The organism is Citromicrobium bathyomarinum (genome assembly GCA_001306305.2).
GTDB classification, from domain to species: domain Bacteria; phylum Pseudomonadota; class Alphaproteobacteria; order Sphingomonadales; family Sphingomonadaceae; genus Alteriqipengyuania; species Alteriqipengyuania bathyomarina.
The window spans coordinates 476,034-500,038 of record CP155577.1; the positions used below are offsets into that span (position 1 = coordinate 476,034).

24 protein-coding genes and 1 tRNA gene are annotated in these 24,005 nt (G+C 66.0%); 12 read left to right on the top strand and 13 right to left on the bottom strand.

Annotated features, from left to right (window positions below; translation table 11 throughout):
- Position 1 precedes the first annotated feature (1 nt).
- The 6 genes from VO57_002410 to petA all read right to left on the bottom strand — a co-directional run bounded on the left by VO57_002410 (position 2) and on the right by petA (position 6,076).
- Positions 2-646, bottom strand: a complete 645-nt coding sequence (locus VO57_002410) for an OmpA family protein (GenBank protein ID XBL70209.1) — start codon at positions 644-646, stop codon at positions 2-4.
- Between the two features lie 38 nt (positions 647-684).
- Positions 685-2,586, bottom strand: a complete 1,902-nt coding sequence (locus VO57_002415; protein ID XBL70210.1) for a sodium:proton antiporter — start codon at positions 2,584-2,586, stop codon at positions 685-687.
- 87 nt (positions 2,587-2,673) lie between these two features.
- Complete coding sequence (locus VO57_002420; GenBank protein ID XBL70211.1) at positions 2,674-3,231, bottom strand: adenine phosphoribosyltransferase; 558 nt, start codon at positions 3,229-3,231, stop codon at positions 2,674-2,676.
- Between the two features lie 22 nt (positions 3,232-3,253).
- Positions 3,254-4,123: a cytochrome c1 gene (locus tag VO57_002425; protein ID XBL70212.1), complete on the bottom strand. Its 870-nt coding sequence runs from the start codon at positions 4,121-4,123 to the stop codon at positions 3,254-3,256.
- Positions 4,124-4,174: 51 nt separating this feature from the next.
- Positions 4,175-5,464, bottom strand: coding sequence for a cytochrome b/b6 (locus VO57_002430; GenBank protein ID XBL70213.1), 1,290 nt, complete (start codon positions 5,462-5,464; stop codon positions 4,175-4,177).
- Positions 5,465-5,485: 21 nt separating this feature from the next.
- On the bottom strand, positions 5,486-6,076 hold the full coding sequence (gene petA / locus VO57_002435; GenBank protein XBL70214.1) for a ubiquinol-cytochrome c reductase iron-sulfur subunit: 591 nt from the start codon (positions 6,074-6,076) through the stop codon (positions 5,486-5,488).
- 24 nt (positions 6,077-6,100) lie between these two features.
- Between petA and VO57_002440 the strand changes: the two genes are divergently transcribed.
- Positions 6,101-6,262, top strand: a complete 162-nt coding sequence (locus VO57_002440; protein ID XBL70215.1) for a hypothetical protein — start codon at positions 6,101-6,103, stop codon at positions 6,260-6,262.
- A gap of 25 nt (positions 6,263-6,287) precedes the next feature.
- Here the strand turns inward: VO57_002440 and pgeF are convergent, their stop codons facing one another.
- Complete coding sequence (pgeF, locus tag VO57_002445) at positions 6,288-7,058, bottom strand: peptidoglycan editing factor PgeF (GenBank protein XBL70216.1); 771 nt, start codon at positions 7,056-7,058, stop codon at positions 6,288-6,290.
- Positions 7,051-9,693 (bottom strand): aminopeptidase N, encoded by a 2,643-nt coding sequence (gene pepN, locus VO57_002450; GenBank protein ID XBL70217.1) that lies wholly within the window; start codon positions 9,691-9,693, stop codon positions 7,051-7,053. The genes pgeF and pepN overlap by 8 nt, the downstream gene beginning before the upstream one ends.
- Before the next feature lie 58 nt (positions 9,694-9,751).
- Between pepN and VO57_002455 the strand changes: the two genes are divergently transcribed.
- Positions 9,752-10,537: an SDR family NAD(P)-dependent oxidoreductase gene (locus VO57_002455; protein XBL70218.1), complete on the top strand. Its 786-nt coding sequence runs from the start codon at positions 9,752-9,754 to the stop codon at positions 10,535-10,537.
- A gap of 13 nt (positions 10,538-10,550) precedes the next feature.
- Here VO57_002455 and VO57_002460 read toward each other — a convergent pair whose 3' ends face one another.
- Both VO57_002460 and VO57_002465 read right to left on the bottom strand, forming a co-directional pair.
- On the bottom strand, positions 10,551-11,507 hold the full coding sequence (locus VO57_002460) for a DMT family transporter (protein ID XBL70219.1): 957 nt from the start codon (positions 11,505-11,507) through the stop codon (positions 10,551-10,553).
- Complete coding sequence (locus VO57_002465; GenBank protein XBL70220.1) at positions 11,504-12,511, bottom strand: beta-eliminating lyase-related protein; 1,008 nt, start codon at positions 12,509-12,511, stop codon at positions 11,504-11,506. Before VO57_002465 ends, VO57_002460 begins: the two co-directional genes overlap by 4 nt.
- 60 nt (positions 12,512-12,571) lie before the next feature.
- Here VO57_002465 and VO57_002470 point away from each other — a divergent pair, with 60 nt between their 5' ends.
- Positions 12,572-12,874, top strand: a complete 303-nt coding sequence (locus VO57_002470) for a GNAT family N-acetyltransferase (protein XBL70221.1) — start codon at positions 12,572-12,574, stop codon at positions 12,872-12,874.
- Positions 12,875-12,878: 4 nt separating this feature from the next.
- Here VO57_002470 and VO57_002475 read toward each other — a convergent pair whose 3' ends face one another.
- The 3 genes from VO57_002475 to VO57_002485 all read right to left on the bottom strand — a co-directional run bounded on the left by VO57_002475 (position 12,879) and on the right by VO57_002485 (position 15,168).
- A complete protein-coding gene (locus VO57_002475; protein ID XBL70222.1) occupies positions 12,879-14,492 on the bottom strand; it encodes a PH domain-containing protein in 1,614 nt (537 codons plus the stop codon).
- Entirely contained in the window at positions 14,489-14,995 is a 507-nt protein-coding gene (locus VO57_002480; protein ID XBL70223.1) for a PH domain-containing protein, read from the bottom strand. The genes VO57_002475 and VO57_002480 overlap by 4 nt, the downstream gene beginning before the upstream one ends.
- A gap of 98 nt (positions 14,996-15,093) precedes the next feature.
- A tRNA-Thr gene (locus tag VO57_002485) sits at positions 15,094-15,168 on the bottom strand.
- Positions 15,169-15,285: 117 nt separating this feature from the next.
- Between VO57_002485 and VO57_002490 the strand changes: the two genes are divergently transcribed.
- The 9 genes from VO57_002490 (at position 15,286) to lspA (ending at position 24,003) form a co-directional block, all read left to right on the top strand.
- Positions 15,286-15,435, top strand: a complete 150-nt coding sequence (locus VO57_002490; protein ID XBL70224.1) for a hypothetical protein — start codon at positions 15,286-15,288, stop codon at positions 15,433-15,435.
- Between the two features lie 35 nt (positions 15,436-15,470).
- On the top strand, positions 15,471-16,157 hold the full coding sequence (gene gpmA / locus VO57_002495; GenBank protein XBL70225.1) for a 2,3-diphosphoglycerate-dependent phosphoglycerate mutase: 687 nt from the start codon (positions 15,471-15,473) through the stop codon (positions 16,155-16,157).
- Positions 16,157-16,642: a 5-(carboxyamino)imidazole ribonucleotide mutase gene (gene purE / locus VO57_002500; protein XBL70226.1), complete on the top strand. Its 486-nt coding sequence runs from the start codon at positions 16,157-16,159 to the stop codon at positions 16,640-16,642. Before gpmA ends, purE begins: the two co-directional genes overlap by 1 nt.
- 10 nt (positions 16,643-16,652) lie before the next feature.
- The gene (locus VO57_002505; GenBank protein XBL70227.1) at positions 16,653-17,726 is read left to right on the top strand and encodes a 5-(carboxyamino)imidazole ribonucleotide synthase; all 1,074 of its coding nucleotides are present in this window, start codon (positions 16,653-16,655) and stop codon (positions 17,724-17,726) included.
- The gene (locus tag VO57_002510; protein ID XBL70228.1) at positions 17,723-18,214 is read left to right on the top strand and encodes a dihydrofolate reductase; all 492 of its coding nucleotides are present in this window, start codon (positions 17,723-17,725) and stop codon (positions 18,212-18,214) included. The genes VO57_002505 and VO57_002510 overlap by 4 nt, the downstream gene beginning before the upstream one ends.
- Positions 18,211-19,383, top strand: a complete 1,173-nt coding sequence (locus VO57_002515) for a dipeptidase (protein ID XBL70229.1) — start codon at positions 18,211-18,213, stop codon at positions 19,381-19,383. The genes VO57_002510 and VO57_002515 overlap by 4 nt, the downstream gene beginning before the upstream one ends.
- The gene (locus VO57_002520; protein ID XBL70230.1) at positions 19,380-20,309 is read left to right on the top strand and encodes a bifunctional riboflavin kinase/FAD synthetase; all 930 of its coding nucleotides are present in this window, start codon (positions 19,380-19,382) and stop codon (positions 20,307-20,309) included. Before VO57_002515 ends, VO57_002520 begins: the two co-directional genes overlap by 4 nt.
- Before the next feature lie 287 nt (positions 20,310-20,596).
- Positions 20,597-23,476, top strand: a complete 2,880-nt coding sequence (gene ileS, locus VO57_002525; protein ID XBL70231.1) for an isoleucine--tRNA ligase — start codon at positions 20,597-20,599, stop codon at positions 23,474-23,476.
- Entirely contained in the window at positions 23,476-24,003 is a 528-nt protein-coding gene (gene lspA, locus VO57_002530; GenBank protein ID XBL70232.1) for a signal peptidase II, read from the top strand. The genes ileS and lspA overlap by 1 nt, the downstream gene beginning before the upstream one ends.
- Positions 24,004-24,005: the final 2 nt, after the last annotated feature.

Sequence of the window (24,005 nt, forward strand, 5' to 3'; positions counted from 1 at the left end):
GCTACCCTCCGGTGCCCGAAGCGCTCGGCCTGGGTGACGCTGTTGGCGCGGGCGAGGATGGCGGGCCGATGGGCGTCGGTGTCACGGTCGGCCCGGGATCGGGAATGGTTGCACCCTTGGGCACCAGAATGGTGATCTCGACCCGGCGATTGGCCGCACGGCCCCGCTCGTTGGGTTCGCCATTGGGCAGCAGGTTGGGCTGCACGGGGTTCTGTGCGCCGAACGCGATGATGCGGATCTGGTCCTCGGTCAGCCCCTGCTCCATCAGCCAGTCGGCGACCGCCTGCGCACGCTCTTCCGACACGCGCATGTTGACCCGGTCGGGGCCGCCCGCGTCGCTGTGCCCGCGCAGGATCACCCGCTCGACCTGCTTCCACTGATCGGTGTCGAGCAGGCCGTTGAGTTCAGCCATCGCGGTCTCGTCCAGCTCGGTACCACCGGCCCCGAAGGGGATCGTGGTCCGCAGCGGTTCGAGCGCGATCGGCGGCCGCTCCACTTCGATGTCGGGGCGGATGATCGAATTGTTTTCCGGCGGGCTGTCGCTCCCGGTCGCGCTCGGCGTGGGGGTCGGCGCGGGGCTCGGCTCCTCGCTGTTGCAAGCCACCAGCAGCGCGCCCAGCGCCAGCACAATCATCGGGCCACGCATGGCCACCCTCCTTCGGTTACCAGTTCGTATCAGCTCACTCATGCCGGTTTGGGCTTCCCGCCCGCCTGCCCGGGCTCGCGCTTGTCCGACGGCTTTTTGCCCGCGTCGTTCTGCCCCGCTTCGCGCTTGGCCGATTCGGCCTCGGCGCGCTTGAGGTGCTGGGGCGTATAGGTGATGACGATGTCCCCGGGGCGCGGTTCGGGCCGGGCCGCGTGAGTAAAGAAGCGCATGGTGCCGTTTTCGCGCAGCAGCAGCAGCATGTTGGCTTTCTCGCCCAGCTTCTCGCGCGCGTCGTCGATCGTGAATTCTTCGGTCAGCTTGGTCCTGCGGAAGACCCAGCCTTCCTTCTGCCGCTGATCGACCTCGGCCACTCCGAAACCCGATTCGAACAGAGCGCGGCCGCGCAGGCTGCCCGGCAGTGCGCGCCGGTCATCCTCGACCGCTTCGCCAAGCTGGTACACGCTGTCGCGCCCGATCTCGTGGGCGAACTCGTTGCAGACGAGCGCGTTGTAAGCCTCGTTGTCGGTCGCCGCGACGAGCACCTGATAGGGGTTGAGGTCGAGATTGTGCTCGGTCGCCTCATTGAGGAATTCGCCGTGATAATAGGGCAGGCCCTCGCGCCGCGCGGCGGCGAGCCGCTGCCAGCTCGAATCGACGATCATCACCGGGGTCTTGAGCGCGTGCATCTGCTTGGCCAGCGCGATCGTCCACGGTGTGCTGCCGGCAATGATCAGGCCGGGGCGATCGGTGCCCTTCACCTTGAGCAGCTTGGCAACCAGATCGACCGTAAAACCGTGCGCCACGATGGTCGCGACCACCACGGCGAAGCTCAGCCCGATCAGCACGTTGCCGTCGCCATAGCCGAGTTCGCTCAGACGCAGGGCGAACAGGCCGGAGATCGCGACCAGTACGATCCCGCGCGGGGCGATCCAGGCGAGGAACAGGCGCTCGTTCCACGGAAGCGGGCTGCCGAGCAGACTGATCAGCACGGTCGCCGGACGGACGAAGAACAGCAGCGCGAGCAGGAACGCACCGAAGCGCCAGTTGAGATATTGCAGGTCGTCGTAGCTGAGCGAGGCGGAGAGCAGGATGAAGATGCCCGAGACGAGCAGAACCGCGATGTTCTCCTTGAACGGGTGGATGCTGCGCAGGGATGAGACGTCCATGTTGGCGAGCGCGACGCCCATCACGGTGACCGCGACCAGCCCGGCCTCGTGCTCGATCATGTTGCACACGACGAACACCGCGATCACGAGTGAGAACAGCACCGGCACCTTGAGGTATTCGGGCACCGCGCCACGCGGGAAGAGGTACGAGATGATCCATGCCGCGGCATAGCCGATCAGGCCCGAGATGACCGCGGCCACGATCAAGGGTGGCACGACCTCGAACAGCGACGCGCCCGGCGATTCGGCGACCTTGCGGAAATATTCGTAGGCGATGACAGCGCACAGCGCGCCGGTGGGGTCGTTGACGATCGCCTCCCACTTCAGGATCGAGGCGGGCCGGGTTTGCACGTTGGACTGGCGCAGCAGCGGCAGCACAACCGTCGGGCCGGTGACCACCAGGATCCCGCCGAACAGGATCGCCACCGGCCACACCAGCCCGGCGACGTAATAGCCGGTGACCGCGCCTAGCGCCCAGCCGACCGCCACGCCGATCGTTGCGAGCCGCCAGACCGCGCTGCCCGAATGCTGCAATTCCCGGAAGCTGAGGCTGAGGCCGCCTTCGAACAGGATTAGCGCGACCCCGATTCCTATCATTGGCTCCAATAGGGAGCCGAAGGTTTCTTCGGGATCGAACAGGCCGAGGATGGGGCCCGCCAGAAAACCGGCGGCCAGCATCAGCACGATGGCAGGCCAATTGGTCCGCCACGCGATCCATTGCGCGCCGATGCCGAGCGCGCCGACCGCTGCGATTACAACTGCTGCCGTTTGCATGGCGAGATCAGACCCCCTTCGATCCGCTAGCAACGGTGCCCGAAGGCAATCCGTTCCACAAGTCCCTGAAGAGACGCGTGGTTGACGCTAGTCGCCGTCGAACGAAACCAGCGAGTGGACGGGGATGTCCGCATCGCGCAGCCGGGCCGAACCACCCAGATCGGGCAGATCGAGCACGAAGAGCGCGGCAGCCACATGCGCTCCGGTGAGCGTTACCAGCTCGGCTGCCGCCAGCGCGGTGCCCCCGGTGGCGATGAGATCGTCGACCAGCGCAACCCTTGCTCCGGGTGCCAGCGCGCTCGGGTCGAGTTCAAGGCGGTCGGTGCCATATTCCAGTGCGTAGTCGACGCCGATCGTTTCCACCGGCAGCTTGCCCGGCTTGCGGATCGGCACGAAGCCAAGCCCCGCATGGATCGCAACCGCCGCGCCGAAGATGAAGCCGCGTGCTTCCATCCCGGCGATTACGGTCGCTCCCTGATCGCGCGCCATATCCGCCAGCAGCGACACGCTGGTGCGCAGCGCAGCAGGCTCGCTCAATAGAGTAGTAATGTCGCGGAACTGGATGCCCGGCTTGGGAAAGTCGGGAACCGTGCGGATGCTGGCCCGCAGCTGCTCGAGATCGAGCGCTGCGGGAGCATTACTCACGGAAGCATCAGCCGGGATCGGCTCAGGCCTTTTTCGGCTTCACGCTCGACCAGACCTGCCGCTTCGCGAAATAGGCCAGAACCGTCGCGAACAGCAGGAAGACGAGGACTGCGAAACCGGTCTGCTTGCGCTCGACCAGCTTGGGCTCGGCCGTCCAGGTCAGGAACGCGGCGACGTCGGCCGACATCTGCGACACCGTGGCTTCGGTGCCGTCGTCGTAGGTCACCTGACCGTCCACGCCGAGCGGCGGAGCCATCGCCAAGTTGAGGTTGGCGAAATACGGGTTGAAGTAGAGCCCCGGCGGCGTCTGGAAGTCGGGGAACTCCTCCATCAGGCGCTTGCCGTCCTTCTCGAAGGTGGCCGGATCCGTGTAGCCGGTCAGCAGCGAATAGACGTAGTTGCTGCCGTGGTGGCGCGCCTTGGTCATCAGCGAAAGATCGGGCGGGATCGCGTTGTTGTTCGCTGCAGCTGCCGCCACCGCATTGGGGAACGGCGAGGGGAAGTAATCGGTCGGTTCACCCGGACGCATGGTGCTTTCGCCGGTGTTCGGATCGATCCCGGGCACCTGCTTGGTCGCGGCGAAGGCCTTCACCTGCGCTTCGCTGTAGCCGATCTCTTCCAGATCGCGGAAAGCGACGAACTTCAGGCTGTGGCAGGCCGCGCAGACTTCGCTGTAGACCTTGAGGCCACGCTGCAGCTGCGCGACGTCCCACTTGCCCACGGGACCGTCGAACGAATAGCCGCCTTCAGGGCCGTGCGCGTCGAGATGGAACTCGTGGTCGGCCGAATGCATGGGCTCTTCGGTCAGCCAGGTGGTCGCACCCATGACGAAGGCGAGCAGGACGACGCCTGCAAAGACGAGTCCGGCAAGGGCGGAAAGAATGCGGATCATCGGGTGTCCTTAACGTTTATCCGTCGTCACTAGGCAATCGGTGGCCGACCGTCAGGTCGCGGGCTGGGTGTTTTCGCCCAGCACGGCCTTCTTGTCGGACCCCAGCACCGCCTCGGTAATCGAGTAGGGCAGGGGCTTGGGTTTCTCGATCGAGGAAACGATCGGCAGGATCACGAGGAAGTGCAGGAAGTAGTACGCCGTCGCGATCTGGCTGATCATCACATAGGGCTCTTCAGCCGGCGCACCGCCGCAGTAGAACAGCACCGCCATATCAACCAGCAGGATGATGAAGAAGGTGCGGAACAGCGGGCGGTAATGGCCGCTGCGGACCGGCGAACGGTCGAGCCAGGGCAGCAGGAACCACAGCAGGATCGAGCTGAACATGGCGAGCACGCCCCACAGCTTCGCTTCGAGGATGAAGTCGAAGGTGAACGCACGCAGGATCGCGTAGAACGGGTAGAAGTACCATTCGGGCACGATGTGGGCGGGCGTCGAGAGCGGGTTCGCCTCGATATAGTTGTCCGGGTGGCCGAGCATGTTCGGCAGGAAGAACACGACCACGCAGTAGATGATCAGGAACACGCCGAGCCCGAAGCCATCCTTCGCCGTGTAATACGGGTGGAACGGCACGGTGTCGCTTTCGCTCTTCACTTCGACGCCGGTCGGGTTGGACGAGCCGGGGATGTGCAGCGCCCAGACGTGCAGGATCACGACGCCCGCGATCACGAAGGGCAGCAGGAAGTGCAGCGAGAAGAAGCGGTTGAGCGCGGCATTGTCGGGCGCGAAACCGCCCAGCAGCCAGATCTGGATCGGCTCGCCGACGAAGGGAATGGCGCTGAACAGGCCGGTGATGACCTTGGCACCCCAGAAGCTCATCTGGCCCCACGGCAGCACGTAGCCCATGAAGGCGGTCGCCATGGCGAGCAGGAAGATGACCACGCCGAGCAGCCAGATCATTTCGCGCGGAGCCTTGTACGAGGAGTAGAAGAAGCCGCGGAAAATGTGGAGGTACAGCACGAGGAAGAAGAAGCTGGCACCGTTGGCGTGCATGTAACGCAGCATCCAGCCCCAGTTCACGTCGCGCATGATGTGTTCGACAGTGCCGAAAGCGACCTGTGCGTTGGCGGCATAGTGCATCGCCAGCACCACGCCGGTGACGATCTGCAGCACCAGACAGAACCCGGCGAGGACGCCGAAATTCCACATGTAGTTCAGATTGCGCGGCACCGGATAGCCCGCGCCCACCGCATTGTAGACGAAGCGCGGCAGCGGCAGCTTCTCGTCAACCCACTTGGTGAACCCGTTTGCCGGGGTGTATTCCTTGGCCCAGGGAAAACTCATCGCTCTCGTCTTTCTCTTGCCTTAGCCGACGGTGATCGTGGTGTCGGAGCTGAACACGTAATCCGGAACCACCAGGTTCGTGGGCGCGGGGCCCTTGCGGATACGCGCGGCGGTGTCGTAGCTCGAACCGTGGCAGGGGCAGAAATAGCCGCCGAATTCGCCCTTGTTCTCGCCCTCGGCGGCACCCAGCGGCACGCAGCCCAGGTGGGTGCAGACGCCCATGGTCACCAGCATATCGAGGTGGCCTTCCTTGGTCCGGTCGGCCAGCGTTTCCGGATCGCGCAGCGCGGAAAGCGGCACAGCATCGGCTTCGGCGATTTCCTTCGGCGTCAGTCGACGCACGAACAGCGGCTGCTTGCGGAAGACCGCCTTGATCGCCTGGCCCGGTTCGATCGCAGAAACGTCGACCTCGGTCGTGCTCTCGGCGAGCACGTCCGCCGAAGGAGCCATCTGGCTGATCAGCGGATAGAGCACCGCCGCACCGCCGACTCCGGCTGCACTGACCGCAGCGATGTTGATGAAGTCGCGGCGACGAACGCCACCTTCTCCGGTTTCGCTGGTTTCGCCGATATTATTGGGTTCCGCAGCTGCGGCACCGGTTGCGTCTGCCATCGTTCCTGCCTTGTCGCGCGCATGATGGACGAAACGCCCACCTTGCGCGAGTTGCTTTTTCTCAGGGAAATTCGGGCGATCCGCTCGGCCCCGGTGGCGCGAAAACGCCTGCTGGGGGAGCTGACCCCTTCCCATCTGCGGGGGCTGTTAGCGCGTCAGGCCCGAACTGCCAATGGCCTTTTGTGAACGACGAGTTGCACGCCGCGCGGATCTAGCCGAGGCCGATGAACGCCCCCTGCCTGCCATAGGTCGCCTCACCCCGGTGGGTCGCGCGGCGGAACGAATAGAAGCGAGCAGAGTCGGCATAGGTATCGAGGCCCAGATTCTCGACCTTGCCGACACCTGCGGCGGCCAGTTGCGCGGCAGCGAAACCGGGCAGATCGAACTGGAAGTGGCCGGGCTTTCCAGCAGCGAAGAAGCGATCGCTGGCCGGATCGTCGGCCAGAAAGGCATCGCGAAAACCGGCATCCACCTCGTAGCTGGGCTGCGCGATGGTCGGCCCGATGGCGGCGGCGATCCGGCTGCGATCAGCACCTAGCGTCACCATCTGCGCGACCGTATTGGCCAGCACCCCCTCTTTCGCACCGCGCCAGCCGGCATGGGCGGCGGCGACCACGCCCGCCTGCCTGTCCGCCAGCAGCACCGGCGCGCAGTCTGCTGTGACCACCCCGACCAGCAGGCTGGGCGTGGCGCTGACCAGCGCATCGACGCGGGGCCGGTCGTCGCCCTCGACCGGCGCGGACACGACCGCCACGTCGCGCGAATGGACCTGAAAAGGCATCGCCAGCCCCGCACCGGGGAGCACGGCGGCGATCACCCGGCGGCGATTTTCCGCCACGAATTCCGGGTCGTCCCCGGCGCCGAAGCCGACCTGCAACCCGGCGACTTCGCCGGTCGAGACACCGCCCTGCCGGCCGAAAAAGCCGTGCGCCACGCCTTCCAGCGCAGCCGCGTGGATCGGTACGGGGACGCCGTCAGCCAAGGCTCGCCTCGACCTGTTCGGCGACATCGCGCGACAGCTTGCCCGCCTGCGAGATCCGCTCCAGCTCGGCGCGCATCATTGCGGCGCGCTTGGGCTCGATCCGGCGGAAGCGGCCCAGCGAGGGCACGAAGCGTGCGGCAAGCTGCGGGTTCCTAAGGTTCAGCTCCAGAATCAGGTCGGCGATCATGCGATAGCCGGTGCCGTCCGCCGCGTGGAATGCCAGCGGATTGCCCGCCGCAGCGGCATAGAGCGCGCGGACCCGGTTGGGATTGCTCATGGTGAAGGCCTGGTGCCGGGCAAGCTGTTCGATCTGCCCCAGCACATCCTCGCGCAGGGCCGAGGCCTGCAGCGTGAACCACTTGTCGATCACCAGCGCATTGTCCGCGAATCGGCTGTAGAAATCTGCCAGCGCCTCGTCCCGCTCGGGCCCGTTCAGCCCCGCGAGCACTGCGAGAGCGCCCTGCCGGTCGGTCATGCCCGGCGCATCGAGATATTGCGCGAGCCCGCGCTTCGCACCGTCCGCCGGGTCTGCGGCCGCAAGGTAGGCGAGCGCAACGCTGCGCATCCGCCGCGCCTGCTTGCCCGCCATGCCGGCCGCGCGCGAGGGTTCGGCGAGCGCGTCATGCAGGTCGGCAAACTGGTTCGCGAAGGTCTCGCCCAGCCAGGTCTTGAGCCCTTCGCGCTTATCGACCATCGCGCCCGGATCGAAGACTTCGGAGCGTTCGGCGAGGTAGGCGAAGGTCGGCAGGCCGAGCAGTTCGGCGCGCATTTCGTGGTCGAGTGCTTCGTCGGCCAGAATCGCGCCTGCCGCAGTGCCGATCGCCTCGCGCGCAGCCGCGTCGCCATCGCCCAGCAGATAGCCGAGCAGCAGCTCCTGCATCGCCTCGTGCCGCGCAAAGGCGTCGTCGTCGTGCGCGGCGAGGAACACCAGATCCTCGCGCGCAATGTTCCGCTCGATCGCGACCGGGGCGGTGAAGTTGCGGTTGATCGAGAGAACCGGCGGCTTGGCATGGCCATCGAAGGTGAAGTCCTGGCTTTCCTGCTTCAGCACGATCAGCTGCTCACCCGAATGCGTGCCCGCCTCGCGGTCGAACAGCGCGATCTTGAGCGGGATCGGCACCGGCAACTTGTCGGGCTGGCCCGGTGTGGCCGGAACCACCTGCGTCAGCGTGAGCGTGACCCGGTCACCCTCGTGCCGCTGCTCGACGGTGACCTGCGGCGTGCCCGCCTGTTCGTACCAGCGACGGAACTGCGTGAGGTCGAGCCTTGCGCCATCCTCCATTGCCTTGACGAAATCCTCGCAGGTCGCGGCTTCGCCATCATGGCGCTCGAAATAGAGGTCGCTCCCCTTTCGGAACGCCCCGGTGCCCGCCATCGAGCGCATCATGCGAATCACTTCGGCGCCCTTGTTATAGATGGTCGCGGTGTAGAAGTTGCTGATTTCCTTGTAACTATCCGGCCGGATCGGGTGCGCGAAGGGGCCGCTGTCTTCGGGGAACTGGACGCTGCGCAGCATCCGGACATCGCCGATCCGCTTGACCGCAGCGCCGTGCAGATCCTCGCTGAAGGTCTGGTCGCGCAGCACGGTGAAGCCTTCCTTCAGGCTCAGCTGGAACCAGTCGCGGCAGGTGATCCGGTTGCCCGACCAGTTGTGGAAATATTCGTGCCCGATCACGCCCTCGACCGCGTCGAAGTCTGCGTCGGTCGCAGTCTCTTCATCGGCCAGCACGTATTTCGTGTTGAAGATGTTGAGGCCCTTGTTCTCCATCGCCCCCATGTTGAAATCGCCGACCGCGACGATGTTGAACCGGTCGAGGTCGTATTCGCGCCCGTAGGTTTCCTCGTCCCATTTCATCGACCGCTTGATCGATTCCATCGCGTGTTCGGTGCGCGAGAGATCGGCTTCGCGGACCCACACGCCCAGCTCGACCTCGCGCCCGCCCATGGTGGTGAAGCTGTCCCGGCGCGCGACCAGATCGCCCGCGACCAGCGCGAAGAGGTAGGACGGCTTGGGCCAAGGATCGTGCCACTCGGCGAAGTGGCGGCCACCTTCGAGCTGGCCCTCATCCACCGGGTTGCCGTTGGACAGCAGCACAGGGAAAGCCTGCGCATCCGCCTCCATCCGTACGGTGTAGACCGACAGGACATCGGGCCGGTCGGGGAAGAAGGTGATCCGCCGGAACCCTTCCGCCTCGCACTGCGTGCACAGCATCCCGCCGCTGGCGTAAAGCCCCATTAGCTGGGTGTTCTCGGCAGGCGCGATCCGGGTGACGATAGTGAGCGTGTGCGGGCCGGAGGACAATGGCACGACCAGCGCCTCGCCATCGCGTTGCCAGTCGTCGCGCGGCTCGCCATCCACGGCTACGCTTTCGAGCACCAGCCCATCGCCATCGAGGCGGATGGCAGACGCGGCGCCTGCCTGCGGGTTGGGCTCGACACTCAGCGTCGCTTCGACCCGGGTGCTCTCGATACCCAGATCGAAGGCCAGCCGCACCTCCGGCACGCGCCACGGGAACGGCGTGTAGTCCTTGCGCCGGATGATGGCGGGCGCGTCGGGCTCGTGCGCGGCGTCGGGCAGCACGGGCGCCCCGGCGGGGGCATGGTCGGCGGCGGCGGGATTGCTGGGCTGGTCCATCGGTCCTCGTTTCTTCGCGCTTTTTCTTTTCGCGGCATTTGTGGCAGCAGGGCCGCCAATGCCAAAATTATTCATCTTCGGGCTTGGCTACAGCGCCAAGCGGATCGCGCAACGCGCGCAATCGCTCGGGTGGGAAGTGGTTGCGACCGGCAGCGAGGGCAAGCTTTCCTTCGACGATGCAGACGCCGTGCACGCCGAATTGTCGCGCGCGGATGCGGTGCTGTCCTCGGTCCCGCCCGACCGGGAGAGCGAAAGCGACCCCGTGCTGGAACGCTATGGCGCTGCGCTGGGCCACGCCTGGATCGGCTATCTCTCCTCCACCGGGGTCTATGGCGACCGGCAGGGCGCGTGGGTCGATGAAAGCTCACCCACCGGCGACGGACGGCGCAATGCGCGCATGGCCTGCGATGCGAGTTGGATGGAGCGCGGCGCGCGGGTGTTCCGCCTGCCCGGCATCTACGGCCCGGGGCGCAGCATTTTCGACCGGATTGCCGAGGGCAAGGCCAAGCGGATCGACCTGCCGGGGCAGGTCTTCAGCCGGGTGCATGTGGAGGACATCGCCAGCGGCGTGGCCACCGCGCTGGCGAGCGACGCGCCGCCGGGGGCGTACAACCTCGGCGATGATCTGCCCGCCAGCCAGAACGCGGTGGTGGAGGAAGCCTGCGCGCTGCTGGGCGTGGAGCCGCCACCGCTGGTGACACTGGAAGAGGCCGATCTCTCCCCCATGGCACGCGGCTTCTATGCCGAGAACCGGCGGGTCGCGAACCTCAAGGCGAAACGCGTGCTCGGCTGGAAGCCGCAATACCCGACCTACCGCGAAGGGCTGAGGGCGCTGCTCCCCTAGTCCGCCAAGAGAATCAGTGCCGCAGAGAGCCAGACTGCTGCACCTGCACGGCTTTCTGGCGCCGTGCGGTGAGCGCGATCACCATGCCGATCACCGCCAGCACCATCCCGCCACCGGTCAGCCAAGTCCAGCGATAGTCTTCGAACAATGTCGACAGCAGCATCGCGACCGAAATCGTCAGGATCGAATTATACGCGGTCCGCCCCGCCCCGATCTCGCGCACCAGGTTGTAGTGCAGCGGGAAGGTGACCACCGACCCGATCAGCGCGAGATAGACGATTCCCAGCCAGTATCCCGGCGCGCCCGGCAGCGGCGGCGGCCCCGTCGTCACCCAGGCAAAGGCGAAGTCGAACACCGTGCCGTACAGCATCGCCCAGGCGAGCAGGCTGACCATCGGCACCGCGCGGCCGGTCGGGTTGGCCTGCACCACATTGGCGACCGAGGCGGACAGGATGCCGAGCAGCGCGAGGCCGATACCCAGCACGACATTGCCGCCGATTACCCCCGCATCGGGGTTCGCCTGCCATTCGTGGATCAGCAGGAAGGACACGCCGATGATCGCGATGCCACTGCCCGCGATGAACCCGCCCTTCACCCGCTCGCCCAGGAAAAGCCGCGCGAACAGCGCGTTGGGCACCATCAGCAGGCCGAACATCATCGCGACGATGCCCGAGGTGACGTACAACTCGGCATGGTAGACGAACAGGAAGTTGCCGCTGAACTGGAACATGCCGACCACCAGCGCCAGCAGATGCTCGCCCCGGGTCAGCCGCAGCCGCCGCTTCATCAGCGCGGCCACCAGAAACAGCGCCGGGGTCGCGAGCGCAAAGCGGTAGAAGACCGACCATGCGGCAGGCACATCGGCAATCTGGCCGGTGATGACCAGCCAGGTCGATCCCCAGATTGTGCCCGTGATCAGGAAGGGCAGGATCACGCGGGGTCGCAGCATCCCGCCGCTGCTATCGCTCATAGGTCGGCAATCGCCTGGCCGAGCGCGCGCGCCTCGCCCGGATCGCTGTCCCACGAGGCGACGAAGCGCGCCGCGTCCGCACCCCAGTCGTAGAACTGGTAGCCGATCCCGCGCAGCATCTCGCGCTCGTCGGGAGAGAGGCGGATGAAGGCCTCGTTCGCCTCGACCGGATGCATCAGCCGCTCGCCGCCGCGTTCGGCGATCGCCTGCGCCGCGGCATTGGCGGCGCGCGCATTGTCGAGCCACAGGTCGTCCTCGACCATTGCGAGCAGTTGCGCGGCGAGGAAGCGGCCCTTGGATTGCAGGTGGCCCGCGCGCTTGCGGCGATAGCGTGCGACGTCCGCCAGCGCGGGGTCGAAGAACACGATCGCTTCCGCGCTCATCCCGCCATTCTTGACGCAGCCGAAGCTGAGCGCATCGATATCGCCCGCAGCCTCAGTTGCCGATCCCCCCAGAAAGGCGGTGGCATTGGCGAAGCGCGCGCCGTCCATGTGCAGCGCAAGGCCGCGTTCGCGCGCCAGCCGTGAAATCGCGGCGATCTCTTCGGGGCGATAGACGCGGCCATATTCGCTCGCCTGCGTGATCGAGATCGCGTGCGGCTGGACCTGATGGACATCGTCGCGGATCGGATCGATCACGTCGCGAATCGCCTGCGCGGTCAGCTTCGCGCCGTCGCCCCCATCGCTTCGACCGGCGAGAAGCAGCTTGGCACCATGGAGGTAGAAGCCGGGCGCCCCGCCCTCGTCCATCTCGATATGCGCCCCGCGGTGGCAGACCACGCCGCCATGCGGCGGGCACATCGTCGCCAGCGCAAGGCAGTTGGCCGCCGTACCCGTGGCGACCCACAACACGGTGGCTTCGCGCCCGAACAGCTCGGAAAATCGCGCGTCGAGCCGCTGCGACAGCGCATCGCCGTCATAAGGCGAATCGACCCCGTCGGCGGCGCGCAGCGCCTCCCACACCTTGGGGTGTACGGTCGCGGCATTGTCGGACATGAAACGCATTGGAACGCCCCTACGCAGCCCGGCGTTTGATGCAAGCATATCGCAAAGGACAGGACACCCATGGGCACTGCCACAATTACTCATCACGTCGTCGGCCAGGGCGGCAAGTATATCGCGCATCTGGAGGGCGAGGATGCGAAGGGCACGCTGGAGTGGGAGCCGGGCGACGAGGTCGACGGCAAGGAAGTGCGCATCGCGACCCACACGCTCGTCCCCGAAGCGATCGGCGGGCGCGGCGTAGCGGCCGAACTGGTCGAGCGGCTGGTGGCCGACGCGCGCAAGCAGGATTTCCTGATTCGCCCGGACTGCTCCTACGTCGCGAAGAAGTTCGAGGAGAACGACTGGGACGCTGTGCGCGCCTGAGCGGCTATTTCACCAGCCGCGAGAAATCGGTTTCGACCATGCTCGCCAGCAGTGCGCGGCGCAGCGCCTCGGCCTCCTCGCGCGGGAGGCCGGGCAGCGCGAAATGGCCGCCCGCCAAACCGAGGTTGAGCGTGACGTAGCCGAACATCCGCCCCAGCGGCCCGCGCGCGATCTCGACCGATTGCAGCTTCACCCGGTCGGCAATCTTGTACCCGGGCGCGAGCCAGCCGCTGCGCTTGTAGAGGTGCCGCGGCGAGATCGCGTGCCTTTCCACCCGCCACAGGAACAGCTGCTGGATGGCGGTAAAGCCCGCCATCACGGCCAGCGCCGCCGCCACCAACCACAGCCAGTCATACCGTTCGGGCACGAATAGGTGCGTCGCCACCGCGACCGCTGCGGCAAGCAGCACGAAGCTGACCGCGTTGATCAGCGCCGAAACCACGCGGTAGGATCGCGTGGTGCGATGCCATGAAAGGCCCCGGGGCGGGAGCGGGAAGCCCGCGACCTCCAGAATCGGGGTCAGCTCGGCAGCCTTGGCGAAAGGCGCGACCACATGGCTGGCATTGCCTGTATCCTGGGCCAGGCTGACCAGCTTGAGGCTCTTCCAGCCGAACCGGTGGCGCACCGCGCCGGTGCCTATCCGGACCGCCTGCACCCGGTGCACCGGCATGACCACATCGGTTCGGGTGAACAGCCCGCGCCGCCGGCGAAAGCCCTTGGGCGTGCGCTCCAGCCGGAAATCCCAGTCGCGTGCGAAGGTCTTCGCGATTCCGCTGACCACGCCGACCACCAGCAGGGTGATAATCGCAGCCACAGCGCCCAGCGCCTGCGCAATCGGGCCCAGCTCGGCGAGCTGTTCGCCCTGCCCCGCAACCAGCCCGCGCCAGAAATCGAAATCCCAGATGTCGAACGGCAGCAGGAAATCGAGCTGCTGCGCCGCCGCGCCGAGAAAGGCGACCAGCGCGAGCGAGAATTCGAACAGGCCGAACACGAACAGGCGTCGCGGGCCCATCGCGAACAGCAGCTGGGCGTCGGCCTCCTGAGCGCCTTGCGCCTCGCGCGCCTCCTGCGCAGCGGCGGGCGCGGCCACGCCATCGGCCTCGTCGCGCAGCTCGCGCACCAGTTCGCGCAACCGCTCGCCTTCTTCACTGGAGAGGTAGGCGAGCTTGATCTCGTCCGATCCGCCCGCGCCGGTTTCGAACTTGACGCTGGTCAGCCCGAACAGGCGCGGCACGAAACCCTGTTCGAGGCTGACGTCCTGAATCCGCTCGTAAGGCACAGAGCGGGCCGCGCGCGACAACACGCCGGTTTCCAGCCGGATGTCGCTGTCGCCCACGCGGTAGGTCTGCCGCCACCAGCCCAGAAACGTGAAAAACGTGATCGCCGCCAGCAACAGCACGCCGAGGCCGAGCATCACGGGCACCGCGAAAGACCCTTCGTCGCGGGTAGCGAGCGCCACCGCCACCAGCGGCACGATCGTGCGCGGGACGGTCTGGACCGCCTGGACCAGAAAGGTGCGCGGATCGGTCCGCCTGGGTTCCCCGTCGGTCGGTTCGTCCACGGCTGCGCTGTCGGGAGCGCCCTCGCGATTCGGATCGCTGGCGGAAAGCTCGCTCACAGCGATGCGCGCTTGATGTGGGCGCGGATCGTCTCGCGCATGTCCAGCGCATCCTGGTGCGCAAGGCCGGGCAGGCTGATCACGTCGCCGTGCGACCCTGCGGTATAGAGCTGCAGCGTGGCGAGCCCGTAATACCTCTCGATCGGCCCGCGATCGACGTCGATATGCTGGACCCGGCCGAAGGGGACGACGGTGTCCGAATGGAACATCATGCCCCTGACCACCCGCAACCGGTCATCGCTCAGCGCGTAACCGCGCACCGCATAGCGGCGATGCGGCAGCATGATGACTACCAGCAGCAGGATCAGCGCGACCGGTCCGGCGATCAGGAAATTGGGAAACGGGGTCAGATATTCGGCGACCAGCGCGCCGATCAGCAGCGGCAGGGCAACCAGCACTGCCTCGACCCGCATCGCCTTGGGATGGTTGGGATGGCCCTGCTGCAAAGGCTGTTCGTCGCCCTCTGTCGCCAGTGTTTCTGAGTGTGCCCCGTCTTCGTTCATGGCTGCGATGAATGGCCAAGCGGCAAAAGGCCCGCAAGCCCTTTCGGGCGAGTGGCCGAGGCGAATCGACGGGTGATTCGCGAGAGGGGGTAGAGAGGTGGTGCTGCTGGGGAGGATTGAACTCCCGGCCTCACCCTTACCAAGGGTGCGCTCTACCACTGAGCTACAGCAGCATAAGGGGGCGTGGGCGAACGCTATCGCCCGCCACAGGCCGCGCGCTATTGTCGCGTGCGGCGCACAAGTCAAGCCAAGCTTGCCTCGAAGCCTTCGCAATAGCATGGGAGCACACGATGAGCGAGCCCGACAGCCCCCCTCCAGCACCGCCCACAAGGGAGGAGCGCCTTGCCGCGCAGCTGCGCGCCAACCTGCGGCGGCGCAAGGCGGGCACGCGGGTCACACCGCAGGAACGCGACCTTTCCAAAGACGGTGAGGCCCGCTAACGGCTCGCAGCCTATCCGCAAGGGAGCACAAGAATTTGTCGACGCTGATCCTCGTCCGCCACGGACAGTCGGAATGGAACCTCGCCAACCGTTTCACCGGATGGTGGGATGTCGATTTGACCGACAAGGGCGTGGAAGAAGCGCGCGCCGCGGGCCGCCTGCTGAAAGACAAGGGCGTACTGCCCGATATTGCCTTCACCTCACTCCAGACGCGCGCGATTCGCACGCTCAACCTCGCGCTTGAGGAATGCGGGCGGCTGTGGATTCCGGTGACCAAGGACTGGCACCTGAACGAGCGGCACTATGGCGGCCTGACCGGGCTCGACAAGCAGCAGACGCGCGACAAGCATGGCGACGAGCAGGTCCATATCTGGCGCCGCAGCTTCGACACCCCGCCCCCGCCGATGGAGCCGGGCAGCGAATATGATCCCGGCGCGGACCCGCGCTACGAAGGGATCGACGTGCCCTATACCGAGAGCCTGAAGCTCACGATCGAGCGCGTGCTGCCCTACTGGGAAGAACACATCCTGCCCCAGCTGACCGGCGAGCGGACGGTAATCGTCTCCGCCCACGGCAATTCGCTGCGTGCGCTGGTCAAGCACCTCTCGGGCATTTCCGACGACGAGATCACCGGCCTCGAAATCCCCACCGGGCGGCCGATCATCTACCGGTTCGAAGATGGGCAGGTCGCGGGTGAACGCCGCTACCTGGACGAAACCTGATGTCGGGCGCCGCGACCGTCGCCATCGTCATGGGCAGCCAGTCCGACTGGCCGACGATGAAATGCGCCGCCGATGTTCTGGAGGATCTGGGGATCGCGCACGAGGCGCGGATCGTCTCCGCCCACCGCACGCCCGACCGGATGTACGATTTCGCCAAGGGCGCGGCGGACGAAGGCTTCAAGGTGGTAATCGCTGGCGCGGGCGGCGCGGCGCACCTGCCAGGCATGATCGCCGCGATGACCCCGCTTCCGGTGCTCGGCGTGCCGGTCCAGTCGAAAGCGCTGTCGGGCCTGGATAGCCTGCTCTCGATCGCGCAAATGCCCGCCGGCATCCCGGTCGGCACGCTCGCGATCGGAGACGCTGGGGCGACCAATGCCGCGCTGCTCGCCGCCGCGATCCTCGGCGCGCATGATCCGGCGGTGATGGAACGGCTTGTCGCATGGCGCGCCGCGCGCACCGCCAAGGTTGCGGAACGGCCTGAGTGATCGAGCGGTCATGATCAAACCGGGCGGCACGATCGGCATCCTCGGCGGTGGGCAGCTTGGCCGTATGCTGGCGATCTCCGCCGCGCAGCTGGGCTATCGCGTGATCGCCTACGCTCCGGCAGGCGATGCGGTGATCGCGCAGGTGTGCAACGAATATATCGCCGCCGACTGGCACGATGCCGAGGCGCTCAAGGCCTTTGCCGATGCGTGCGACGTGGTGACGCTCGAGTTCGAGAACGTCCCCGCCGCCCCGCTGGACGCGATCGCCGACAAGCTCGCCCCGCACCCCCGGGCCCTCGCGATCGCGCAGGACCGGCTGGCCGAGAAGCGCTTCGTCGCCGATCTGGGCGGCACGCCGGCCCCCTTCCACGCGGTCGATTCGCGCGCCGACCTGCTCACGGGGATCGAGGCTCTGGGGACACCCGCAATCCTCAAGACTCGGCGCGACGGGTACGACGGCAAAGGCCAGTGGCGGATCGGCTCGCGCGAAGAGGCCGAGGCGCTCGACCTGCCCGACGCGCCCTGCATCCTCGAAGGCTTCGTCCAGTTCGAATGCGAATTCTCGGTCATCCTCGCCCGGCGCGCGGATGGCACGGTGGCCTTCTGGGAAAGTTCGCAGAACGGCCATGAGGACGGCATTCTCGCCCGCTCGACCCTGCCCGGTGCGGCGATCATCGGCGAACAGGTGGGCGAAGCGCGCAGGCTAGCGCAGGCGGTGGCGAACAAGCTGAGCTATGTCGGCGTGCTGACGCTCGAATTCTTCGCCAGCGAAAGCGGCCCGATCTTTAACGAGATGGCCCCGCGCACGCATAATTCCGGCCACTGGACCATCGAGGGTGCCGCCACCAGCCAGTTCGAGAACCAGGTCCGCGCGATCTGCGGCCTGCCGCTGGGCGATACCCGCCGCGTCGCGCCGCGCGTGGTGATGGAGAACGTGATCGGCCCCGCCTCCGCGACCGCGCACGAAGCGCTGCGCGAGCCTTCGGCGCACCTTCACCTCTACGGCAAGACCGAGGCGCCCGAGGGGCGCAAGATGGGCCACATCACACGGCTCGAATGGCCCGAGGGAGACACCAGCTCATGATTCAGGATCAGCTCGTCCTCGTCTATGCGCGCGCCGCAAATGGCACGATCGGCAAAGATGGCGGCTTGCCCTGGCATATCCCGGCGGACCTCAAGCACTTCAAGAAAGTGACCATGGGCAAGCCGATGATCATGGGCCGCAAGACCTTCGAGAGCTTCCCCGCCCCGCTCCCCGGTCGCCGTCATATCGTGCTCAGCCGCGATTCGGACTGGCAGGCCGAAGGTGCCGAGCATGTGATGTCGGTCCCCGAAGCGCTCGCCGCCGCCGGGGGCGAGGAAACCGCGATCATCGGCGGGTCCGACGTATTCCTGCTGTTCGAGCCGCAGGCCGAACGGATCGAGCTGACCCAGATCCACGCCGATTACGACGGCGACACCTTCATGGACGCACCCGATCCCGAACGCTGGGCCGAGGTCGCGCGTGAGGACCACGAGGCCAGCGGCGACACCCCCGCCTTCTCCTTCATCACTTACGAGCGGCGCGCGTGAAGAAAACCGTACTGATTATCGTCGGGCTGGTGCTGCTGGTCGGCATCGCAGGCTTCTTCCAGTTCGGCCCCGGCATGGTCGAGCGGAGCATGAACCAGATCGACGGCGAACCGCTGATCGAAGTCTCCGACGAAGCGAAGGCGCTGCACGAGACGCTGACCATCGTCGATCTGCATTCGGACACCCTGCTGTGGAACCGCAACCTGCTCAATCGCGCGGACCAGGGCCATATGGACCTGCCGCGGCTTGAAGAGGGCAATGTCGCGCTGCAGGTGTTCTCCAGCGTCACCAAGACGCCCAAGGGCCAGAACTACGACGCGAACGATGCCGATAGCGACAACATCACCCCGCTGGTGATCGCGCAGCTGCAACCCACCCGCACCTGGAACAGCCTGCTGGAACGCTCGCTATGGCATGCCGAGAAGCTCGACCGGGCGGCGGCGAAGTCGGACGGCGAGCTGCTCAAGGTGGCTTCCATCAAGGATCTCGACCGCCTGCTGCGTGAACGGTCCAGCCAGACGCCCAAGCCGGTCGGTGCGCTGCTGAGCATCGAGGGATTGCAGAACCTCGAAGGCGATCTGTCGAACCTCGACGTGCTGAGCAAACAAGGTTTCCGCATGGCGAGCCTGACCCATTTCTTCGACAATACTCTCGCCGGGTCGATGCACGGAATGGAAAAGGGCGGGCTGACCGACAAGGGCCGCACCGCCGTCCGGAAAATGGAACAGCTCGGCATGGTGGTCGACATTGCGCATTGCAGTCACAAGTGTGTGGCCGACATCCTCGCGATGGCGGAGCGCCCGGTGGTCTCCAGCCACGGCGGGGTGCAGGCGACCTGCGACGTCAACCGCAACCTGTCGGACGATGAGATTCGCGGGGTCGCCAAGACCGGCGGCGTGGTCGGCATCGGCTACTGGGATGCGGCGGTCTGCGGCACGTCGCCGCGCGATGCGGCCAAGGCGATGAAGCATGTACGCGATCTGGTGGGGATCGATTACGTCGCACTCGGCAGCGATTACGACGGCGCCACGACGGTGCGGTTCGACACGTCGCAGCTGGTGCAGGTGACGCAGGCGCTGATGGACGAAGGCTTCACCGAGGACGAGATTCGCGCAGTGATGGGCGGCAACGCTCTGCGCGTGCTGCGTGCGGGAATCGTGCCGCAATGAGGTGGCTCGACCATCGCGAGCCGGTGCCCGCGCCCTTGCGCGGAGCCATAGTGGCGCTCGGCAATTTCGACGGGTTTCACAAGGGCCACCAGGCTGTCGCGGGCGAAGCGATACGTTGGGCGCGCGAGGAAGAGCGGCCGGTCATCGTCGCCACCTTCGATCCGCACCCGGTGCAGTTCTTCCGGCCCGACACCCCGCCCTTCCGCCTGACCAGCCTCGAACAGCGGCACGAACTCTATCTCGCCTTCGGGGCGACCGCGATGCTGGTGTTCCACTTCGATGCCGAGCTGGCGGGGACCAGCGCGGAAGATTTCATCGAGCATATCCTGGTCGAGCGGTTCGGCGCGCATGGCGTGCTGACGGGCGAGGATTTCACCTTCGGCAAGGGCGCCAAGGGCAATGCCGCGCTCCTGAAGGAGCATGGCACGAAACATGGGCTGGAAGCGCGCACCGTCTCGGCGGTGAGCGATGGCGACGCGGTCGTCTCCTCCAGCCGGATTCGCGATCTCCTCAAGGCAGGCGAGCCGCAGGCCGCCGCGCAGCTGCTCACCCGCCCCTTCGCGATTCGCGGGATCGTGGAGCATGGCGACAAGCGCGGGCGCACGATCGGCTACCCCACCGCCAACCTCGCGCTCGAGGATTACCTGCGCCCGAAGTACGGCATCTACGCGGTGACGGGCCGCATCCTGTCCTCGGGCGAAGAGCTGCAGGGCGCGGCCAATGTCGGCATCCGTCCGCAGTTCGAACCGGCCAAGGAGCTGCTCGAGCCCTATTTCTTCGACTTCTCGGGCGACCTCTACGGGCAGGAAATCGAGGTCGCGCTGCACCACTTCATCCGACCCGAAGCCAAGTTCGACGGGCTCGACGCGCTCATCGCGCAGATGGACCGGGATTGCGCGGAAGCGCGGCGGCTGCTGGCGGACTAGCGGTTGGCGATCAGCGCCTTCTGACACACCTGACACAGTGTCCTGGGGTCAAAAAACCGGCCTCTTTCGCGAGGGTAGATATCATCACGCGAGAGCCGATGAGCAGGTCCGTGGGGATCGACAGTCTCAAAGAGCGGCGGCGAAGCTAGCCGGTCGGCGGCATGTAGGACAGGTTGCGCGATGTCTCCGCGCGCCCCGTTCCTCCGCATATCCTCCGCGATCCCACACCGGGCATGGCAATCGAAAAATTGCGCGATGCACAAGGCCCCGCTAAGGCCTCGCGCCTGATGAGCGACGATACAAAGAAGGACTGGCGGGACACCGTCTTCCTGCCGAAAACCGATTTCCCCATGAAAGCCGGGCTCCCGCAGAAGGAGCCAGGCATTCTGGCCGAATGGCAGCAGGACGACCTGCACGGGAAGCTGCGCGCCGAGCGTGCGGGCGCGGAAAAGTTCATCCTTCACGATGGCCCGCCGTATGCAAACGGCGACATTCACGTGGGCCACTCGCTCAATCACATCCTCAAGGACATGGTCTGCCGCACGCAGACCCTGCTCGGCAAGGATGCGCCCTACGTGCCCGGGTGGGACTGCCACGGCCTGCCGATCGAGTGGAAGGTCGAGGAACAGTACCGCAAGAAGAAGCTCAACAAGGACGAGGTTCCGCGCGCCGAATTCCGCGCCGAATGCCGCGCCTACGCTCAGAAATGGGTCGATACCCAGCGCGAACAGCTCAAACGCCTCGGCATCCTGGGCGACTGGGACAATCCCTACCTCACCATGGACTACGACAGCGAAGCGACGATCGTCGCAGAGCTGATGAAGTTCGCGGAGGCGGGCAATCTCTATCGCGGCTCCAAGCCGGTGATGTGGAGCCCGGTCGAAAAAACCGCGCTCGCCGAAGCCGAGGTCGAGTACGAGGACATCACGAGCACGCAGATCGATGTGGCGTTCGAGATCGTCGAATCGCCGATCCCGGAACTGGTCGGCGCGCATGCGGTGATCTGGACGACCACGCCGTGGACGATCCCGGTGAACCAGGCTTTGGCCTATGGGCCTGAGGTGGACTATGTCCACATCGAGGAACTCGACGACATGGCGGAGCCGACAGGACGCAGGTTCCTGGTGGCTCGCGATCTCTATGACGGGTTCCGCGCAAGGCAGCGTGCGCAAGGCAGGCCTGATCAGAATTACTCTACGCTTGGGTTTGCGGTCGGAACAGACCTCGCCGGTACCAAGGTCCGCCACCCGATGCACAAGCTTGGCGGGTTCTACGAAACGCTCCGCCCCATGCTCGCGGGCGACTTCGTCACCACCGATAGCGGTACCGGCCTCGTCCACATGTCGCCCGACCATGGCGAGGACGATTTCTACCTGTGCCGCGAGAACGGGATCGACCCGGTCTTCGCGGTCGACGATGGCGGCGTGTACCGCGACGACTGGCCGTGGCTGGGCGGTGACGACGAGCGTCGCCGCGCGGTCATCAACCCCAAGTTCAACGCGCCCGACGGGCCGATCTGCTCGGACCTCTCCGATGCGGGCGCGCTGCTGAGCGCGAGCGCGGACTACAAGCACTCCTACCCGCACTCGTGGCGCTCCAAGGCGAAGATCATCTACCGCTGCACGCCGCAGTGGTTCGTGCCGATGGACAAGCCCCTGGTCGAAGCGAAGCATCCTGTCGACGCGCCGATCGTCGAGAGCGAGGGCGTTGGCCATGCAGAGGGAGCGCCCGGCACGCTGCGTGAGCGCGCTCTCTCCGAAATCGAGCGCGTGCGCTTCGTGCCCGAGCGGGGGCGCAATCGCATCCGCTCGATGGTCGAAGGGCGGCCCGACTGGGTGCTTTCGCGCCAGCGCGCATGGGGCGTTCCGATCACGCTGTTCGTCCGCAAGGACGGGACCTACCTGCAGGACGCAGGCGTGAACCAGCGCGTGGTCGATGCCATCCGCGAGGGCGGCGTCGATGCGTGGGACGAGGCGCGCAAGGCCGAATTCCTAGGGAGCGAGCACAACCCCGACGATTTCGAGATGGTGCACGACATTCTCGACGTGTGGTTCGATTCGGGCTGCACGCATGTCTTCGTGCTCGAAAGCGATCGCTGGCCTGCGCTGACTTGGCCCGCGAATCTCTACCTCGAAGGCTCCGACCAGCATCGCGGCTGGTTTCAGTCCTCGCTGCTCGAATCCTGCGCCACGCGCGGCCGTGCACCTTACGACCAGGTGCTGACCCATGGCTTCACCATGGACCAGAACGGGCGCAAGATGTCGAAGAGCCTCGGCAACACGGTCGATCCATTGAAGATCGTCGAGCAGTACGGCGCGGATATCCTGCGGCTGTGGGCGCTCAGCGTCGATTCGACGATGGATCACCGCATCGGCGACGAGATCCTGAAGGGCGTGGCGGACCAGTACCGCAAGCTGCGCAACACCTTCCGCTACCTGCTCGGCGCGCTCGAAGGCTACGAAGCTTCCGAAGCCGTCGATTATCTCGAGATGCCCGAGCTTGAGCGCTATACGCTGCACAAGTTGGCTGAGCTGGACGGCAAGCTGCGGCAGGCGATTACGGATTACGACTTCAACGAATACACCCGCCTGCTGACCGAGTTCGCGAACGAGGACCTCTCGGCCTTCCTGTTCGATATCCGCAAGGACCGGCTCTATTGCGACGATCCGCAATCGGTCGAACGGCGCGCCTATCGCACCGTGCTCGACACGCTGTTCCACGCTCTGGTCCGCTACGCCGCGCCGGTGCTGGTGTTCACCGCCGAGGAGGTTTGGAGCACACGCTTCCCCGAGGCGAAGAGCATCCACCTGCAGCAGATCCACCCGCTGCCCGCGAACTGGACCGACGAAGCACTGGCAACGCGATTCGCCGCCCTGCGCGAGCTTCGCGAGGACGTAACCGAGGCGATCGAGCCGCTGCGGCGCGAGAAGACCATCCGCTCGAGCAACGAAGCGGCGGTATCCGTGCCCGCGCAGGCCGTGCCGGAAGGGTTCACCCTCGACGATCTCGCCGAGCTGTTCATCGCCGCGTCAGTCGCCACCCACGATGGCGAAGGGGTGACCGTAACCCGTTCCTCCTGTAACAAGTGTGGCCGTTGCTGGCGCCTCCTGCCGAGCGTGGCTGAGGATGGCGACCTGTGCAGCCGGTGCGAAGAGGTGGTGAACTGATGGACCGTGCGTGGAATCGCCGCTTGCGCGGCCTTGCGCTGGCCGCGCTCGTCTTCGGGCTCGACCAGCTGGTCAAATGGCTGGTCACCGGCCCGCTGGGAATCGATTCCATCGGCGCGGTGAAGGAACTGCTGCCCTTCTTCGACCTGCGCTTCACCACCAATTTCGGCATTTCGCTCGGCCTGTTCGAGGCGCAGAGCGTGGAACAGCGCTGGCTGCTGGTGATGGGCACCGGGGCGATCGCGCTGATCGTGCTGTTCTGGATGCTGCGCGAGCGGACCAAGGGCGATATCTTCGGCCTCGCCCTCATTCTTGGCGGCGCGCTGGGCAATATCCTCGACCGCGTGCTCTACGGCTACGTGATCGACTATGCGGACCTGCACTTCGGCGCGTTCCGCCCGTTCATGATCTTCAACGTCGCCGATGCGTGCATCACCATCGGCGTCCTCATCATCCTTGCCCGTTCCTTCTTCCTGCGCGACAAGGGCGCGCAATCCGATATGCACTTGGCTGCGAAAGAGAGCTGAAC